This window comes from Streptomyces roseirectus (genome assembly GCF_014489635.1).
Taxonomy (GTDB): Bacteria; Actinomycetota; Actinomycetes; order Streptomycetales; family Streptomycetaceae; genus Streptomyces; species Streptomyces roseirectus.
Genome location: NZ_CP060828.1, coordinates 1,594,397 through 1,612,438, shown reverse-complemented (window position 1 = coordinate 1,612,438; position 18,042 = coordinate 1,594,397). Strand labels below are relative to the sequence as shown.

Sequence of the window (18,042 nt, the reverse complement as noted above, 5' to 3'; positions counted from 1 at the left end):
ACTTGACCAGTTCCAGGGGCCGGTACACCCGGCTGGGGGCCCTGTTCGCCACGGCGGCGGTGATGAGCACGGCCGCCCTCACACCGACGGCCGCAGCGGACGAGAGCACCGACCGGCCCGTCCACTACGTCGTCGCCGTCGACCAGTCCGCCAGCCTCGGCGCCGGTGACGTGGAGCGCGAGCGGGAAGCCGTCGGCACGATCGCGGTGAGCGAGCCGTCCAGCCGCTCCACGCTGGAGGTGCTGGGCTTCGCGAGCGCCGACGAGCCGGGCCAGACGGCCGTCGACAAGGTCTGCCCGCCCCGCTCCCTCGACGCGCTGGGCCGGGAGAAGACCCCGGACTGCGCGCAGCGCCTGCGCCGGCGCGAGCAGCACGAGGGCGCCGGGACGGACTTCATCGAGGTGATCCGGCAGGCGGTCACCGACCTGAGCACCGCCCCCGACACCGACCCGCGCGTCCTGTTCCTGATGACGGACGGCGTCCTGGACGTGCGGGGCAGCCTCAAGTACCGGAACCTGGACGAGCGTTCGGCCCGGGAGGCGGCGCGCAAGGACCTCGCGGACGTGCTCGCCGACGCCGCCGCCGCGAAGGTGCAGATCTGGCCGCTCGGCTTCGGCGAGGCCGACGAGAAGGCGCTCGGGCGGATGGCGGGCGCCGGCTACCAGGCGGGCTGCGACGCGCACCTGCCGGACGCCCGCCCCAGGCCGCACATGGCGGACAGCCCCGAGAAGATCGGCGGCGCCCTCCAGGACGCGTTCGCCACGTCCCGCTGCCTCTACCGCGACGAGGGCGGCTCGCGGCGTCCGCCGGGCGAACTCGCCGTCCGGATCTCGCCGCTGGCCACCGAGGGCACCATCGTCGTCGAGAAGGGCGACCCGGCGGTCACCGCCGCCTACTACGACCCGCGCGGGCGCCGGATCGAGCCCGGCGCGCGGGACGACGACTCGACGTACACGTTCACCGGGCAGGGCCGGGCCACCGAGTCGCTGCGCATCACCCGCCCGCTGCCCGGGAGTTGGCGGGTCGAGCTGGCCGCTCCCGAGGGGCACCGGGACCGGACGGCCACGGTGAGCGTCCTGTGGCACGGCGCGGTGCGCTCCACGATCTCGCTCAGCGAGTACGCGCCCGCCCCCGGCAGCGAGGTCGAGATGCGGGTGCCGATCCTGACCCGCGAGGAGACCCGGCCGGCCCCGCGCGACCTGCGCGGCATCACCGTCACGGGCACCCTCACCGGCAAGGGCATCGGCACGCCGGTGCCGATCCGCCTCACCGGCGACGGACGAGGCCGGTTCACCGGCAAGGTGACGGTCCCTCAACAAGCGTCCGGCGCCCTCATGTTCACGTCCCGCGTGTCCGCCGTCGGGCTGCGGCCGGACGTCCGCAGCCAGCCCGCCGCCGTCTTCACCCCCGGCAAGTCCCTGGAGGCGGCCCTCGCGCTCGGCGGCGCGAGCCTGCACCCGGGGCAGGCGCACGACGCGAAGCTGACCGTCTCCAACAAGGACACCAGACCCCACACCCTGACCCTCGCGTTCGCCGGCACCGAGGCGACCGGCCTGACCCTCACCCCGCGCCACATCACCGTCCAACCCGGAGCCGGGGCGCGGGAGTTCACCGTCACCCTCGGCGTCGGCGACCGCCTAGGCTTCCCCGTCCGCGCTGAACCCACCTCCCTCGGCGGCAAGATCGTCGTCACCGACGAGAGCGGCGCGGTCCTCGTCGACCAGCTCCTCGACCCGGTCGCCGTCAGCGTCGAGAAGAGCCGACTGCCCTGGATCGTCGCGGGAGTCGCCGTGTTCGTACTCGCCGCCGGCGGTGTTCTCGTCCTTCTCTTCCTGCGCCGCAGGGCGGCGGTCAGGCCGCGCGGGACGCTGGTCCTGGAGGACCCGTGGGGCCGTGAACTGGCCGTGCACCCGGTGCTCGACGGGCGGGGCCGCTGGTACCGGTTCGACATCGTGGAGGAGGGCGACAGTCCGCGCGTGCGCCGCGCCGACCAGGGGGAGTGGGCCATGCGCCGCACGCCCGCCGGGGACGCCGAACTGCGGCGTGGCACCGCCGAACCGGTGACCGTACGGCCCGGCGAGGGGCTGAGCGCGGGCGACGACCTGGTCCTGAAGGTCGTCGACGCCGTCGCCGCGACGCCCCCGCCGGACACCTGGTCGCCGTACGCGTCCGAGGCCGGCCACCCCGACCTGTGAACCCGCCGCCCGGCCTGCGCACTTGCCGCCCCGATCCGTGAACCGACCGCTGGAAGGCACCCCATGCAGATCAACCAGCCGATGCTCTTCGTCGGCCTCGGCGGCACCGGAGGGCTCGTCGGCGCCGAGCTGGAGCGCCGCCTGCGGGCCGCGCTGTGCGGCCCCGACGGCACCGCCCTCGCCTCCGTGGGCATCACCCAGCGCTACCAGCTGCCCGAATGCCTCCAGTTCGTGTACGCCGACTACAGCGAGGCCGAACTCGGCCGGCTGCCGCACCTGAGCGTGGAGCCCGCGCTCCAGGCGGCGTACGCGCGCACCGCCCGCGCCACCCACGACCTGCTGCCGGGCTACGACAGCTCCCCGAGCGTGACGCGCGAACTGCGCGCCGCGATCCCGCGCGAGGTCCGCGACTGGCTGCCCCCGCAGGCCACCGAACCCCGGATCACCCCGCTGCGCAACGGCGCGGGCCAGCTCCCGACGGTCGGCCGCGCCGCCCTCTTCGGGACGCTCCTGCGCGACGACCTGACGCCCGTGATGGGCCCGTTGCAGCAGGCCATCGACATCATCGGCCGCTCCGGTGGCGAGCTGAGCCGGCTCGACGGCGGCCCGATCTCCGGGTGCGACGTGTTCGTCGCGTTCTCCGTCGCGGGCGGCACCGGCACCGGGATCTTCCTCGACTACCTGCACTTCATCGGGCAGGCGTTCAAGGAGAAGAACTTCAGCGGCGCCCGCATCTACCCGCTCGTCGTCATGCCGTCCGCGTTCCCGCTCGCCAAGGGCGGCGGCCGGGACGCCGAACTCAACGCCGCGCGGGCCGTCGTGGACCTGTTCCGGCTGGTCGACGAGCAGAACGCGCCCGTCGCGGACGACGTCATCGGCGACGTCGACCACGCCTCCGGCACCGCGATCCGCTACCCGCACGGCCGTGTGGTGCGCCTGGACACCGGGGTCATGCCGACGGCGTTCCTGTTCAGCCGCACCGCCGGGATCCGCCCGGACGACCTGCGCCGCTCGATGGTGTCGCTCATCATGTCGCTGATCGGCGCGGAGCTGGGTGACGCACCCCAACGGGACGACGAGCACCAGACGTTCGCCTCCAGTTTCATCAACTCCGACGCCAAGCGTCGTATCCGCGCCAAGTCCGGCATCGGGCACCGGGGCGTCTCCACGAGTCTCGTCGCCGCCATGACCGTCCCCCTGGAACCCCTCGCCGACCTGGTGTCGGCGCGCCTGCTCGCGCACGGCGTGGGCCGGCTCGCGGACGCCTCCGCGCAGCACAGCCACGAGTACGCCGGCACGGTGCGCCGCATGTTCGCCGACGCCGGGCTCGAAGAGCTGTGGAACCGCGACCCCCTCCCGCCGCCCGAGGCGCGCCCCACCCAGCGCGGCGGCGCCGGCATCGAGGACGCCCTCGCCACCCGGCTCAAGGAGATGCAGGCGACGCTGGAGGACCTGCGCCGCCGGGTCGCGCGCCGCGTCCCCGTGCTCGCCGAGCAGTTCTCGCCGCAGACGGCCCTGGAGCGCGCCCTGCGCACCATGGACCCCTTCCAGGTCGAACGCGTCGTCAAGGGCGTCCCCGGCGACCCCGACCCGGTCACCCGGCAGGGTGTGCTCGGCATGCTGGAGAACCGGGGCCGCGAACCCGGCGGCGGCGAGCACCGGGTCCTGCTGGCGCCGGCCGTGCCGAAGTTCAAGGACGGCATCGCCGCCCGCCTCTCCCGCTCCCGGCACGAGGAGCTGAGGCGGCGGACCGAGGCCGAGCAGGACACCTGGTACGTGGCCCGCACCAAGGCGATCTGGCACGAGGCGTGGCGCAGGGAGGAGCAGCGCTGGCGCCCCAAGGCCACCGCCCTCACCGCCGAGATCGCCGCCCTCGTCGAGGCGTTCCACAAGCACCGCGAGGAGGAGCCGCGCGCCTACAAGGCGCAGGTGATGGAGCTGTACGACGACCGCACCGGCGTCTCCTACCTGCTGCCCCCGCAGCACAACCTCACCGATTTCTACGCCGACCTGTGCGAACGCCTCACCAAACGCGAGAACCTGCGGGACAGCGACGACGAGGCGGCGCTGGTGCGCGCGCTGGTCGGCGCCGACCAGTGGCAGGCGGCCCGCACGATCGCCCGCCGCAACCTGGACGCGGCGATCGCGCCCGTGAAGGCGGCGATCGAGCAGCGGATCAAGCAACTCTTCGCGCAGAGCGGCACGTTGCACGACGAGAAGCCGCTCCTGCCGTCCATGGCCGTCCTGCTGGAGGCGGCGGCCGGGGTCTCCACCGCCGCCGACACCGTCGGCAAGGCCGCCCTCGACCAGTTCCGGTTCAAGATCGCCGGGCTGATCCCGCACGGCTTCGTGCCCGAGGGCGGCGGGCCGCTCAAGGTCCTGGTGGTGTACCCGCGTTCGTCGGCCAAGGACACCGTCGAGGACTACCTGCGCAAGCACCTGTCGCTGCCGCGCGGCTCCACCGAGTTCAACGGCGTCGAGACGGACTCGATCACCGTCGTGCTGTTCCGCCGCGAGATGAGCCTCACCGAGGTGCCCGAGGTCCGCAAGGTCCTCAAGCGCTGGGCGGCGGCCCGCGAGACCGAGGTCGACGCCGACTACCTCGACTGGCGCCAGCGCCTGGGCCGCGGCGGCGAATGGCTCGCCGCGACCGCCGAGGACCGCCGCGAGATCCTGCACCGGCTGCTGTGCGCCCTGTGGAAGGGTCAGGTCGAGGTCGTCGAGGGCACCGACGACGAACCCGGCAAGGTCCTCGTCCGCCTGCACAGCACCCTTCCCGACGACGTCACCACCGACCTCCCCGGCATCGAACTGCGCCTCGGCGACCACCGCCGGGGCGGCGTCTCCGGCTGGGCCCGCCTCCTGCACGCCTACGAACAGATCGCCCTGCTCACCGAGGACCCCGTCGTCGAGACGTACTGCCAGGCCCTCATGGAACACAGCGCGAACGGCCTCGCCGCCGCCGGCAAGGGCCCGCACCCGCTCTACGTCCACCTCGTCGAGGAACTGGCGCCCCGTCAGATCGCCCTGATCCAGGACCGGTTGGCGCGCTCCGTGCACACCTCCACCGAATGGGCGCACTCCCTCCTGGAGTTCTGGACCCAGCTCCTGCCCGCCGCCCTCGACACCCCCTTCTCCGACAAGAACGCCGTGGCCCCCACCCTGCGCTCCCTGCGCGCCGCCCTCCTCGAACTCGATGTGACACCCCGTCAGGAACCGCGCGCACAGGGCGAGTTTCCCTGGGTCGAACGGGCTGACGGCGAGCGTCCCCGCGAACGCCCCCTGCCGCCCTTCGCCGGCCCCGCCGCCGGATCCGACGGCTGGCCCGGCGACGAACCCGACACCCCCGCCGCCCCCGCCCCCACCCCGGCCCGCGCCGAGCACCCCGCCCGCAGGGCCGGCGCGGGCGAGGCCGGCGACCCCTGGAAGGACGTCGAATGACGAGCCCCGTCATCGTCCTGGACCTGCGCCGGGGCACCGCCGAACTCGCCGGCCGCGACGGACTGCGGGCCGCCGTCCAGGAACGCCTGCGCGAGGCAGGCCGGCCCGAACCCGCCGACGGCCACTACCGGTTCCTCCTCGTCGACACCCCCGCCGGGCTCGACCTGCGGCACGCCGTCTACGAACGCGTCATCGCCTACGGCAAGCGGACCTCCGTCCTCGCCCTGGCCGTCGGGGAACTGACCCCGCCGGCGGAACGCGCCGCCCGCGCAGAGACGTGGGACCCGCTCGCCGGGCCGGTGGAGACGTGGGACACCTGGGGGACCGGCGCCGGGGACGGTGACGCGTGGGGAACCCCCGCCGACGAGGGCCATGCCCCGTCCCGGCCCACCCACCAGGGACCCCGCCTCACCCGCCCCGCCGCCCTCCGGGGCGAGTCCTGCGGCCTGCTGTGGGCCGGCGACCTCAGGGCGGCGCGCACGGCGGGCGACCCCGACGTCACCCCGGACGACCCCCGCGCCCTGTCCGTCCTCGTCGACGTCCTGTGCGGCCTCTTCGACGACGTCCTCGGCAAGCTCGCCGGACTCGCCGACTCCGCCGCCGTCCCCGCCGTCCGCTTCCTGGAGCACGACCTGTCCCCGGCCGCCCGCGACCGGGCCTGGACCGACGCCCTGCACCGCCTCGCCGGGGACGCCGAACACCCCTTCCCCGGCGGCAGGCTGGACGTCGGCGACCTCCTCGCGGCGGGCGCGGCCGACGTCCGGATGGTCCCCGGCGGCCGGCTGGAGGGCTCCCGCGCGAGCTGCGCCCGCGCCCTCGCCGCCCTCGACCGGGCCCGCCGGGGCGGGGCGGCGGCCGGCGCGCTGGGCGAGGCCGCCGAGGCGCTGGAACGCCACCGGGCCCTGATCGTCGAGACGCTGCGGCACGAGGAGCCGCCGGCCGGGGAGGTGGAGGTCGCGCCCGCCACCGTCACCCTCGACGAACTCGGCCGCGCCCTGCGCGACTCGACCGAACAACTCCTCGACCAGGGCGCCCCGTTGCGCGCGGTCGCCGCCCGCCTCGTCGTCCTCGGCGAGGAGGTCGTCCCCGCCACGGGCACCGAGGTCGCCGCCGACGCCGACCGGCTGTGCCCGCCCGACCGCGTCCACCGGCTCGGCCCGCACCACCCCTTCACCGTCCGCCCGAACCTCCCGCTCGCCGTCCTCGCGGGCGCCTTCGCCGGACTCGTCCCGCTCGCGGCGGCGCTGGTGCTCGCCGCGCTCTGGGCGGGCCTGCGCCACCTCAGGGCCGGCCTCCTCGCGAGCGCCGCGTTCCTGCCCGGCGCCGCCGCCGGCCTCCTCGCCGCCCGCGCGCTCACCCCGCCCGCCTGGACGCCCGTCCCCGCCCTGGCCTGCGGCCTGCTCGCCGCCTGGCACCTGGCGCGCAGGGCGCGGCGCGCGGCCCGGGACGCGTGGTGGCGGGACTCGGGCGCCGACGACGCCGCGCGCATCCTCACCGCCCTCGACACGCTCCTCGCCGAGGGCGCCCACCGCCGCTGGTGGGCCGCCGGACTGCGCCGCGACCTCGCCGACCTCGCCCGCGCCACCGCCGGGACCCTGCGCGCCGCCGCCGACACCGCCCGCGAGTGCGCCGGCATCCCCCGCCCCCGCCAGGGCGCCTACGACAGCCTCGGCGAGGGCCTGCGCCTCGTCCCCCCGGAACCCGCCGACGCCTCCGCCGACACGGACGTCCCCCGCTGGCTCGGCCGCGAAGCCGGCGAAGGCGGGCCGGAGCTGGTCGACACCCTGCGCGACGACCTCGACGCCGCCGTCCGCACCGCCCTGCGCTGGACCCCCGGACGCGGCCGCGCCGACGTCCGCGCCCTCTTCGACGCCGCCCGCCGCCACCTGAACCGGCACGGCATCGTCGCCCCCTCCCCGCACCGCCCGGGCAGTCCCCGGCCCGCCACCGAGGCCCTGCTCGGCATCCCCGCCCACGACCTCGACGACGACGGCGCCGTCCCCGTCGAACTCGTCACCCCCGAACAGTCCGCGCTCCTCAGCAAGGACCCCGGCCACACCGCCCGGATCTCCTTCGCCCCGCACACCGCGCGCCGCCCCGCCTGGGCCGCCGACCAGCCCGTCCTCTTCCCCGGCCGCTACAGCGGCACCCTGCGCCTGCTGCCCCTGCGCCGCGGCGTCGTCCACACCGTCCGCCGCACCGCCGCCGACCCCGAGGACGCCTGGTGACCGAGACCCGCCTGTCCTTCCTCACCCCGCAGGGCGCCCGCCGCACCGAGGCCGCCACCCTCGGCGGACCCCGCCGCCGCACCGTCCCGCCCCCGCTCACCGCCCACGACGTCGCCCTCGACGGCCGCCCCGCCGTCCGCCTCACCGCAGCCGACCCCGAGACCGGCCCGCCCCGCCTCGAAGCCGAGGCCCGCGCCGCCCTCGCCGTCCACCGCGCCTACGGCGACACCCCCTACCGCAGCCTGTTCCCGGCGATCGTCGGCCACGACCTGGACGCCGACGAGCCGTTCCTCCTCTACGAGGCCCCGCGCGGCGAAGGCGCCGCCCGCCTCTCCTACGGCATCCCCACCACCGAACAGCGCACCGTGGAACGCGACCTCGTCCTCGCCGTCCGGCTGCTGGAGAGCGTCGGCCTCGTCCACCAGGGGCTCGTGCCGGCGGCCGTGCGCTGGGACGGCAAACACGTCCAGGTGTGGGACCTCGCCTCCGCCGTCCCCCTCGGCCGGCCCCGGCTGCCCACCGGGACACCCCCCTACGCCGCCCCCGAACAGCGGCGCGGCACCGGCCGCACCGACGCGCGCGACGCGCTGTGGAGCGCCGCCCAGATCGTCTACCAGCTCGCCGCCGGACACCCCGGTGACCCCGACGGACCGCCCGCCGACCTCGCCGCCTACCGCTCCCTCGAACTCGGCGACGCCTTCGCCCCGTTCGCCGAGGCCCGCCCCGAACCCGCCCGCGTCCTCGCCCGGTTGATGCCCGGACCCGACCCGGCCGCGCTCGCCGAGGCCCGCCCCGACCCCCTCGAACCCCACCGGCAGGAGTACGACCGCGCGATGGAACGCAAACGCAGGGCGGCCGGCGTCGTCCCCCAGGACCCCGGCAGCGGCCACGGCCACGGCTCCGGCTCTGGCGCCGGGTCGGTGACCGGTGACCAACAGCCCCGCCGCCGGGGCTGGTTCGGCGGGAGGGCGTACTGATGACCGCGCCCGCCGGCACCCACGAACGGATCCTGTGCCCCTACTGCCTCGAACACGTCCACTACGACGAGGCACGCCTGCACCGCCGCACCGAGACCCAGCAGTACGAACGCCTCGACCCCGCCGACCTCGTCAGCCCCCTGCGCCGCGCCGACATCCTGCGCTCCGCGTTCCAGGCGTGCGCCGGCGGCGAGTCGGGCGCACCCCACTTCATCCCCGTCCCCTACCTCACCCACGGCCGCCCCCTGACCATCGCCATGATCGGCGCCTCCGGCAGCGGCAAGAGCCACCTCCTCACCCAGATGGTCGCCGAGGTCATCGGCGGCGGCCTCGACCCCTACGACGTGCGCTGGCAGTCCGTGAACCCCGCCGACCACGCCGCGTTCGTCCGTGAACGCGTCGTCCGGCTGCGCCAGGGACGGCAGTTGGAGGGCACCGGACAGACGTCGTTCGCCGAGTTCGTCGAAGCGCTGCTGCTCACCGGCGCCGACCGGCAGGTACGGCCCGTCGCCTTCTTCGACCTCGGCGGCGAGGACCTGATCCGCACCGACAGCCTGCTGCGCTTCCTCCTCGGCGTCGACGCCCTCGTCTTCGTCGTCGACCCGCTGCTCGCCCTGCGCCTGCCCCACCTCGACGAACCCCGCAAGGACGCCGGACTCGAACTCACCGGCAGCGACCCGGCGTTCGAGACCGTCCTCGACCGGCTCCCGCTGCGCGACGGCTACCTCGACATCCCCTGCGCCCTCGTCGTCGGCAAGGCCGACCTGCTGCGCTTCGAACCGCCCGTCGACCGCTGGCTCGCCCAGGACTCCGCCCACGACCCGCGCGCGCTGCGCGAGGAGAGCCGCGACGCCTACGCCTTCCTGCGCCGCCACGCCGACCCCGGCTGGCTGCGGCCCTTCGACAGCGCCCTGCGCTGCACCCTGCACTTCGCGTCCGCGACCGGGGGCAGCGCCCGCGACAGCCACTTCCCCCAAGGGGTGCGCTCCCGGCGGGTGCTGGGGCCGCTCGTCTCGATCCTCGCCATGTGCGGGATGTTCACCAAGGAGAGCGGCGCGGGAGGGGTGAGCGGTGGCGGACTCCGCTGAGGTCCACCGGCTGCTGTTCCGCTGGGAGGGCAACCGCGACCGGTACGTCACCGGCATCGCCGCCGCCGCGCACTCCTGCGGCGAGGCGCGCGCCGAGGAACTGCGGGCCCTGCTCGCGCCGTTGCTGCGCGTCGAGGGCGCGAAGAGCCGCCGGCCCAGCGTCGTGCGGTGCTTCGACCCCGCGACCGGGGACGCCGTCGTCGTCCACCGCAGGCCCTCGCTGGACGCGCGCGGGCGGGAGTCGACCGTCTCGCGCGCCCTCGTCGGCGACCCCGCGCTGCTCAGCGCGCGCGACTCCGTCACGCTGGCCATGCGGCACTGGGAGTGGCTGGGCGTGCCCGACACGGCGTCCGGGACGCTCGACCCGTTCCCCGCGGACGCCGTGCGGCGCCGGTTCGACGAGGCGCTGCCCGTCTATCTGGAGGGCGTGGCCGCGATCCGGACGCCGCTCGAAGCGGCCGTCGCCCAGCTCATCCGCACGCCGCAGCGCCGGCTGACGTTCCTGCGGCGCGACATCCACGACCTGGAGAACGTCAACTACGCGCCCCTGCTGATCTGGGGGGTGTGCGCGATGTTGGGGGAGTGGCTGGGGGACGCCTTCCTCACGTACGCCACCTTCGACACCCAGGACGACGCGCGGCTGCGGCTCGTGTGCGTGCCCGAGTGGCCCCGGTCGGCCGTCGGAGGGTCCGACGTGGAGCGGATCACCTTCGGCGACGCGCCCCGTGACGAGGCCCGCGAAGTCGCCGCGCGGCTGGTGGAGCTGTTCCTCGCGGAGCCGGGGCGGGGTGGGGTGGTGGGTGAGGTGCTGCGGGGGTGTCCGGGGCCGGGGGAGCCGGGGGTGGGGGTGGGGGTGGGGGAGCGGTTGGATGCGTTGATTTTGGGGTTGGGGGGTGGTGGGGGTGCGGGGGTGGTGGCGTCGGAGCGGGTGTCTGTGGGGGAGGACGATCCCGTAGTACCCGTAGTACCCGTAGTACCCGTAGTACCCGTAGCGCCGGTGGTGCCTGAGCCGGTGCCTGTGTCCGTGCCTGAGCCGGTGTCCTTGCCCGAGGCCGAGCCCGTAGTACCCGTAGCCCCCGTGCAACCCCTGTCACCCCCGCCCGACCCCCTGCCCCCCGTCGCCGCGTACGACCCCGTCGCCCCCCTCCCTCTCCTGCCGCCCCTCCCTCCCCTCCCCAGGTCCTACGACCCGTACGACCCCTACGACCCGTACGACTCCGGTACCCCCGCCGAGGACACCGGCGCCCCGCCGCCCGCGCCCTCCGCACCCCCCTCCCTCCCCGAACGCCAGCTCCCCTACCGCACCCGCAGGCTGGGCCGTGTCACCAAGTACTCCTCCCCGGAGTGGTGGCGGCAGCACGTCACCCGGCAGGACCCGAAACCCCTCCTCGCCGCCCTGACGCACCTCGACCGCCTCCCCGACCACACCCTCTGCGCCGAACTCGCCCGCACCGATCTGCCCCCCGAGGCCGCGCGCGCGATCCTGTGGGCGCTGGAGCGGCGGACGCGGTGGCGGACGTTCGGCGAGGCCCTCACCCTCGCGGCGACGGTGATCGGCCACGGCGTGTACCTGCGCCACGCCTGGCGCACGGCCCTCGCCGAGAAGAACGACCGGCACGGGGGAGCCGCCGGCGCGGTACGGATGTTCCGCTGGGCGGTACTGCCCTACCTGCGCCGCCCCGAACTGGCGGGAGCGGTGGGCCGGATCCTCGACACGCTGGAACGGCCGCAGCACCCGGACGTCCGCGAGTTCTGGCGCCGCGCCCTGTTCGAACAGGACCCCGCGCCCGACCTCCCCGCCCCACTGTGGCGTGACCTGGCGAGGCACCGGCCGTGGGAGGGGATCCTCCCCGAGGCGGACGGCGAACCGGCCTGCCCCGTGGGCGAGTTCGCGCCCCCGCCCGCCGTCCCGACCGCACCCCCGCACCCCGGCCCACCGCTCCCGCACCCCGGCCCGCCCCTCCCGGACCCCGCCCGCCACACCCCCTCGCCGCCGGACGACACCGCGAAGATCGTCACGTTCGGCCTGGGCCTGCTCGCCCTCTTCGTCGTCCTGATCCTCCTCCTGGGCCGGTGACCCTCCGGCCGGCCGCCTCCTGGCGGAGTAAGCCCCTTACCTCCCCCTGACCTCCCCGTCCCCGCCCGTACCCGCCCCCTTCACGCCACCGCCACCCGCCCCACCCCGCCCGTTCGACGCCCCTCGCGACACTCCAGGCGCACGCATTCCGACACGAACCGGCCGGAACGAAAACAGCCGAGGTCGAGAGGTCACCCATGTCAGAGGTCAACCGGCGCCGCTTTCTCCAACTCGCGGGTGCCACCACGGCGTTCACCGCGCTGTCCGGGAGCATCGAGCGGGCGGCGGCGCTGCCCGCGAACCATCGGACGGGGTCGATCGAGGACGTCGAGCACATCGTCGTCCTGATGCAGGAGAACCGCTCCTTCGACCACTACTTCGGGCGGATGCGCGGCGTGCGCGGCTTCGGCGACCCGCGTCCGGTCGTCACCCGCCAGGACGGCAAGCCGGTGTGGTACCAGTCGGACGGCAAGAAGGACGTCCTGCCCTTCCGCCCCGACCACGACGACCTGGGCCTCGCCTTCGTCCAGGACCTCCCGCACGGCTGGAACGACGGCCACGCCGCGTTCGACGGCGGCAAGTACGACAAGTGGGTGCCCTCGAAGGGCTCGACGACGATGGCGTACCTGGAGCGCGGCGACATACCGTTCCACTACGCGCTCGCCGACTCGTTCACCATCTGCGACGCCTACCACTGCTCGTTCATCGGCTCGACCGACCCCAACCGGTACTACCTGTGGACGGGTTACACCGGAAACGACGGCAAGGGCGGCGGCCCGGTCCTCGGCAACGACGAGGCGGGCTACTCTTGGACGACGTACCCGGAGCGCCTGGAGAAGGCGGGCGTCTCCTGGAAGATCTACCAGGACACCGGCGACGGCCTCGACAAGGCGGGCGGCTGGGGCTGGATCCAGGACGCCTACCGGGGCAACTACGGCGACAACTCCCTCCTGTACTTCACCCAGTACCAGAACGCCAAGCCCGGCGACGCCCTGTACGAGAAGGCCCGTACGGGTACGAACGCGAAGGCCGGCGAGAGCTACTTCGCGCAGCTCAAGGCCGACGTCAAGGCGGGCAAGCTGCCGCAGATCTCCTGGATCGCCGCCCCCGAGGCGTTCACCGAGCACCCCAACTGGCCCGCGAACTACGGCGCCTGGTACATCTCCCAGGTCATCGACGCGCTCACCGCGAACCCCGAGGTGTGGGCGAAGACGGCCCTGTTCATCACCTACGACGAGAACGACGGCTTCTTCGACCACGTCGTGCCGCCCTTCCCCGAGCAGGGCCGCTCCACGGCCCCGACCGGCCCCGACCTGTTCACCGGCGACGCGGCGGGCCACGTCGCCGGCCCCTACGGGCTCGGCCAGCGCGTCCCGATGATCGTCGTCTCGCCCTGGAGCAAGGGCGGTTACGTCTGCTCCGAGACCTTCGACCACACCTCGGTGATCCGCTTCATGGAGCGCCGGTTCGGCGTCCACGAGCCGAACATCTCGCCGTGGCGCCGCGCGGTCTGCGGCGACCTGACGGCCGCGTTCGACTTCTCCCGCAAGGACGTCCGCGCGGTCGAGCTGCCGCCGACGGCCGCGTACGAGCCCGCCGACCGCGAACGGCACCCCGACTACGTCCCGGTCCCGCCGGCCCATCCCGCGCTGCCCCGGCAGGAGCGCGGCCACCGTCCGACCAGGCCGCTCAGGTACGCGCCCAGCGTCGACGCGAAGGTCTCTTCTGGCGCGCTGGCCCTGACGTTCGCCTCAGGGGCGCACGCCGGGGGCGCGTTCCTCGTCACCACGGCCGGCGTCACTCCCCGGAGCTACACGACCGAGGCCGGCAAGAAGATCTCCGACACCTTCACGGGCGCCTCCTACGACCTCACGGTCCACGGACCGGCCGGTTTCCTGCGCGCCTTCAAGGGGGAGACCGCGCACGCCGGCCCTGAGGTCGTCGCCCGCCACGTCGGCGACCACGTCGAACTGACCTTCACCAACACGTCCGGGCAGACGGTCGAACTCCGCGTCACCGACGCCTACCGCTCCCGGACGACCACGGTGAAGCTCCGCCCGCACGCCGTCCTCAAGCGCACGGTCGGAACCGGCAAGGGGCACCGCTGGTACGACCTGACGGTCACCTCGCACGCCTCGTCCACGTTCCTGCGCCGGTTCGCCGGACACGTGGAGAACGGGCGGCCGGGCGTGAGCGACCCGGCGATCGTCACGGAGTAGTACGGGTATGACGGGTACGGGGCGGCCGGGTCAGATGTACTTGGCCGTCCGGTAGTCGCCCTGCTCCGTGCGCCGCACCGCGTCGTCGCTCCATGTGTTGGGTGGGGTCAGTCCCCACTTCTCCCGTAGCGCCTTGTGCTCGGCCTTGTTGCGGGTGACGTACCACTGACCCCACCGGCACCACCCCATGGGCTCGTCGCTCTCCGTGGCCACCGCCTTCACCAGCGGCGCGACCAGCGGCTTCAGCTCGGCGGCCTGCGCCTCCAGGTACTGGTTCATCCGGTACGTGGCCTGGTCGCCGTGCTGGAACATGGCGTACGCGGAGTTCTCCATGTGCAGCCCGTGCTCGCCCATGACGGCCGTGCCCTCGCGCCGCACCGGGGTGTCGGAGTGGGCGGCGACCCCGGCGTTGAGCCGGTTGAGCAGGTTGACCTTCTCGGTCGACGCCTCGGCGATCTGGCCGCCGCCGGCCATGGCACCCATCGTGGAGTACGCCTCGTGCAGGTCGTAGTCGCCGGTGTAGAGGTACGTCTTCCAGTTGCCGAGGGACTTCAGGGCGGTCAGCGCCTGGCCGCCGCCCGGCTCCAGCACCGTCATCGGCACGTACTGCTCGCCACGGGCCCCCGTCCGCACGATCCCCAGGTCCAGGACCTCCTGGGACGGGTGGTCGATACGCACCCCCATCAGCCCTTCCGCTCCCCAGTGCCCGACGAATCCGGACAGGTCCTCCCGGTCGAGCCAGGCCAGCACCTGGCCGAGGTCCTGGTCCGGCCGCTTGCTCCCCGGGCCGTACTCCTTCTTCACCGAGCCGGGCTTGATCGACTTCTCCAGGATGGTGTGCGGCTTGGGCTTGGCGCCCTCCGCGATGCGCTTGATCGAGTACTCGCCGGTCTCGCGCACGGCGATCGTGTAGTGGTACTTCGCGCACACCGCCGAGATGGGCGCCCAGTGGTCCTCCCACGCGATCTGCCGGAGCACGTCCGCGCGGGCGCCGGGCGTGATGGGTTGTTCGGCGCCGGGGTCGTACCGGGCGGCGGCGAAGTCCGTCAGCGGGTCGACGGCCTGCGCGGGCGCGGCGTCCTCCTCGTTCACCATGCGCTGGACGGCCGTTCCCGCCGCCCGCTGAACCGTGCCCGGCCGAGCCGGTGCCGGGGCGGACCCGGACATCACGCGGCGCGCGGTCGACTCCGCCTCCCGCTCGAACCGGTCCGACGGGTCGGACACGCTCAGCCCCGCCCCGTTGTCCGTCCCCGACACAGGGCCCGAACGCTGCTGCACCACGTGCACCAGCTCGTGCGCGAGCGTGTGCCGGTCCCCGCCGCCCGCCCCGATCACCACATGGTTCCCGGACGTGTACGCCCGCGCCCCGACCTCCGTGGCCGACCGCTGCGCGGCCGCGCCGTCGTGCACCCGCACCTCGGAGAAGTCCGCCCCGAGCCGCCGCTCCATGTCCGCCCGCACCGGCTCCGCCAGCGGCCGGCCGGGCGAGCGCAGCACGTCGGGCACCGACGACCGCTGCACGGGCCGCTCGTCCTGTCCGCCCTCGTCGCGCTGCCGCTGGATCATCCGCGCGACGGCCGCGTTGCCGACGGCCCGCTGCATCGGCGCGAGCGCCCGCGGGGAGAGCGCCCCGGGCACGAGGGGCGCGCCCACGCCGGGCTCCCGGGCCGCGCCCGCCGCGCGCCGGCCCTCGGCGAACTCCTCCGGCCGCTCCTTCTTCGCACGCACGCTGCCCCCACCTCAGATCTGACCGCCTTCGCTGCCTCACCTTGGTACGGGAGAGCCCGTCGCCCGTGAAGGTCCGAAGGGGCAGTCCCGAGGCACGGCCGACTGTCCGGCGGTCCGGTCGGAGTGCGGCGCGGGGGCGGGCGAGGCGTCGGCTACGGCGCCGTGCCGGCTACAGCGCCGTGAGCTGTCCGGGGCCCGTCGTCGGGCGGGGCAGCAGGGCCGGTTCCTGGGAGGCCGAGTCCGGGTGCAGCGCGAGGACCGCCGCGACGGGGTGCTCCTCGGCGTGGGGGACACCGGCGGGCTCCGGGAGCACGATGTGGTCGGGGACGACGATGTCGCCGGGGGCGCCAGGGACGCCGGGGGCGTCGGGGACGTCGGGGACGTCGGCCCTGTCCCCGGCGCGGGCGCCGTCGTCGTCATACCCGTACGACTCCGGTACGAGGGCCACGGCGTCGTCCTCCGGTACTACGACCGGAGCCGGCTGCGGGGTCGCCCGGGACAGCAGGACCACGCCCCAGCCCGCGAGGCCCGCGCCCGCGAGGGCGAGGAGGATGCCGGCGGGCCCGCCCTGGAGGCGTTCACCGAGGAGGGTGAGGCCCACGACGGCGGCGGCGACCGGGTTGGAGAGGGTGACCATGGCGAGCGGGGCGCCGAGGCCGTCCTGGTAGGCGGTCTGCGACAGCAGCAGGCCGGCCGTGGCGAACGCGGCGACCAGCAGCCCGATGCCCAGCACCTGGTAGAGCGGCAGCGAGCCGTCGGTCAGGGCGACGGTCACCGTCTGGGTCAGCGCGGAGGCGACGCCCGAGGCGAACCCGGACGCGGTGGCGTGCCGCAGGCCGGGCTTGGCGCCGGGCCGGGCGAGGAACGCGATCACCGCGACCGTCGCGGCGGCGACGGCCACCGACTGCGACCCGTCCAGCACCGCCTTGGGCGCGGGCCCCGACGCGACGACCAGGATCGCGGCGAGCCCGGCGAGCGTGAACGCGGTCCCGCGCCACTCGGCCCGGCTCACCCGGCGCCCGGCGATCCGCGCGCCCAGCGGCACCGCGGCCACCAGCGTCAGCGCGCCCAGCGGCTGCACCACGGTCAGCGGACCGTACTTGAGAGCCACGACGTGCAGCAGCGCGCCCCCGCCGTTCAGCAGCACCGACCCCCACCAGGCGCCGCGCCGGACCATCCGCAGCAGCCCCGCCCCGGACGACCGGGACGCCAGGCGCTCCTGCGCGACGGCCGCGGCGGCGTACGCCACCGCCGAGAACAGCGACAGGACGACGGCTACGAGGGTGGCGCTCATCGGCCCGCTCCCACGAGTTCCTTGACCGGCTCGGCCTGCTCCTGAGGCGCCGGTACGACCTGAGAGGTACGGGTCCCAGGGGGCCTGATGAACGTCAGCGCCAGGCCGAGCAGCGCGCCCGCGACGATCGCGTCCAGCCAGTAGTGGTTGGCCGTGCCGACGATCACCAGCAGCGTCAGCGCCGGGTGCAGCAGCCACAGCCAGCGCCAGCGCGAGCGGGTGGCGACGATCATGCCGATCGCCAGCATCAGGGCCCAGCCGAAGTGCAGCGACGGCATCGCCGCGAACTGGTTGGAGAGGTGGTCCGTCTGCGGCGGGCCGTACACCGAGGGGCCGTAGACCCGCGCGGTGTCGATCAGGCCGGTGCCGGCCAGCATCCGGGGCGGGGCCAGCGGGAAGAAGAGGTGGCCGACCAGCGCGGCGCCGGTGACGGCGGCCAGCACCCGGCGGGTCCACACGTAGTGGGCGGGGCGGCGCAGGTAGAGCCAGACCAGGAAGGCCAGGGTGGCGGGGAAGTGGACGGTCGCGTAGTAGGTGTTCGCGGCCTTCACCAGGGTGTCGCCGTGCAGCAGCAGGTCCTGCACGTCGAGTTCGGAGGGGAGACGGGCCCAGCGTTCGAAGTCCCACACGTGGTGCGCGTTGCGGAACGCTTCCCCGGTGTGCCCGGTCGCCAGCTGGCGACCGAACTTGTAGACGAGGAAGAGCCCTGCGACAAGCAGCAGCTCGCGGACTATCGGCGGCCGGGCCGCTGCGGGCCCCGCCTCTTCTCCAGGCTCGGTGCGGGCATTCATCCCC

10 protein-coding genes are annotated in these 18,042 nt (G+C 74.7%); 7 read left to right on the top strand and 3 right to left on the bottom strand.

The annotated features are described in order from the left end of the window. Nucleotides 1-2: 2 nt before the first annotated feature. The 7 genes from IAG44_RS06520 to IAG44_RS06490 all read left to right on the top strand — a co-directional run bounded on the left by IAG44_RS06520 (nt 3) and on the right by IAG44_RS06490 (nt 14,225). Entirely contained in the window at nt 3-2,195 is a 2,193-nt protein-coding gene (locus IAG44_RS06520; RefSeq protein WP_187746168.1) for a vWA domain-containing protein, read from the top strand. Nucleotides 2,196-2,258: 63 nt separating this feature from the next. Continuing rightward, a complete protein-coding gene (locus IAG44_RS06515; RefSeq protein ID WP_187746167.1) occupies nt 2,259-5,636 on the top strand; it encodes a tubulin-like doman-containing protein in 3,378 nt (1,125 codons plus the stop codon). Next, nucleotides 5,633-7,864: a hypothetical protein gene (locus IAG44_RS06510; RefSeq protein ID WP_187746166.1), complete on the top strand. Its 2,232-nt coding sequence runs from the start codon at nt 5,633-5,635 to the stop codon at nt 7,862-7,864. Before IAG44_RS06515 ends, IAG44_RS06510 begins: the two co-directional genes overlap by 4 nt. Then, entirely contained in the window at nt 7,861-8,841 is a 981-nt protein-coding gene (locus tag IAG44_RS06505; protein ID WP_187746165.1) for a protein kinase family protein, read from the top strand. Before IAG44_RS06510 ends, IAG44_RS06505 begins: the two co-directional genes overlap by 4 nt. Continuing rightward, a complete protein-coding gene (locus tag IAG44_RS06500) occupies nt 8,841-9,929 on the top strand; it encodes a hypothetical protein (protein WP_187746164.1) in 1,089 nt (362 codons plus the stop codon). Before IAG44_RS06505 ends, IAG44_RS06500 begins: the two co-directional genes overlap by 1 nt. Further along, nucleotides 9,913-12,006, top strand: coding sequence for a hypothetical protein (locus tag IAG44_RS44220; RefSeq protein WP_187746163.1), 2,094 nt, complete (start codon nt 9,913-9,915; stop codon nt 12,004-12,006). The genes IAG44_RS06500 and IAG44_RS44220 overlap by 17 nt, the downstream gene beginning before the upstream one ends. A 197-nt stretch (nt 12,007-12,203) precedes the next feature. Next, complete coding sequence (locus tag IAG44_RS06490; RefSeq protein WP_187746162.1) at nt 12,204-14,225, top strand: phosphocholine-specific phospholipase C; 2,022 nt, start codon at nt 12,204-12,206, stop codon at nt 14,223-14,225. A 30-nt stretch (nt 14,226-14,255) separates the two neighbouring features. Here the strand turns inward: IAG44_RS06490 and IAG44_RS06485 are convergent, their stop codons facing one another. The 3 genes from IAG44_RS06485 to IAG44_RS06475 all read right to left on the bottom strand — a co-directional run bounded on the left by IAG44_RS06485 (nt 14,256) and on the right by IAG44_RS06475 (nt 18,038). Further along, nucleotides 14,256-15,953 (bottom strand): eCIS core domain-containing protein, encoded by a 1,698-nt coding sequence (locus IAG44_RS06485; RefSeq protein ID WP_425508425.1) that lies wholly within the window; start codon nt 15,951-15,953, stop codon nt 14,256-14,258. A 169-nt stretch (nt 15,954-16,122) separates the two neighbouring features. Then, on the bottom strand, nt 16,123-17,247 hold the full coding sequence (locus tag IAG44_RS06480; RefSeq protein WP_187746161.1) for a DMT family transporter: 1,125 nt from the start codon (nt 17,245-17,247) through the stop codon (nt 16,123-16,125). Then, nucleotides 17,244-18,038: a phosphatase PAP2 family protein gene (locus IAG44_RS06475; RefSeq protein WP_187746160.1), complete on the bottom strand. Its 795-nt coding sequence runs from the start codon at nt 18,036-18,038 to the stop codon at nt 17,244-17,246. Before IAG44_RS06475 ends, IAG44_RS06480 begins: the two co-directional genes overlap by 4 nt. Nucleotides 18,039-18,042: the final 4 nt, after the last annotated feature.

Bases quoted from the DNA above. Each gene is read 5' to 3' on its own strand.
- IAG44_RS06490 (WP_187746162.1), top strand. From the start codon at position 12,204: ATGTCAGAGGTCAACCGGCGCCGCTTTCTCCAACTCGCGGGTGCCACC.
- IAG44_RS06475 (WP_187746160.1), bottom strand. From the start codon at position 18,038: ATGAATGCCCGCACCGAGCCTGGAGAAGAGGCGGGGCCCGCAGCGGCC.
- IAG44_RS06515 (WP_187746167.1), top strand. From the start codon at position 2,259: ATGCAGATCAACCAGCCGATGCTCTTCGTCGGCCTCGGCGGCACCGGA.
- IAG44_RS06500 (WP_187746164.1), top strand. From the start codon at position 8,841: ATGACCGCGCCCGCCGGCACCCACGAACGGATCCTGTGCCCCTACTGC.
- IAG44_RS06510 (WP_187746166.1), top strand. From the start codon at position 5,633: ATGACGAGCCCCGTCATCGTCCTGGACCTGCGCCGGGGCACCGCCGAA.
- IAG44_RS06480 (WP_187746161.1), bottom strand. From the start codon at position 17,247: ATGAGCGCCACCCTCGTAGCCGTCGTCCTGTCGCTGTTCTCGGCGGTG.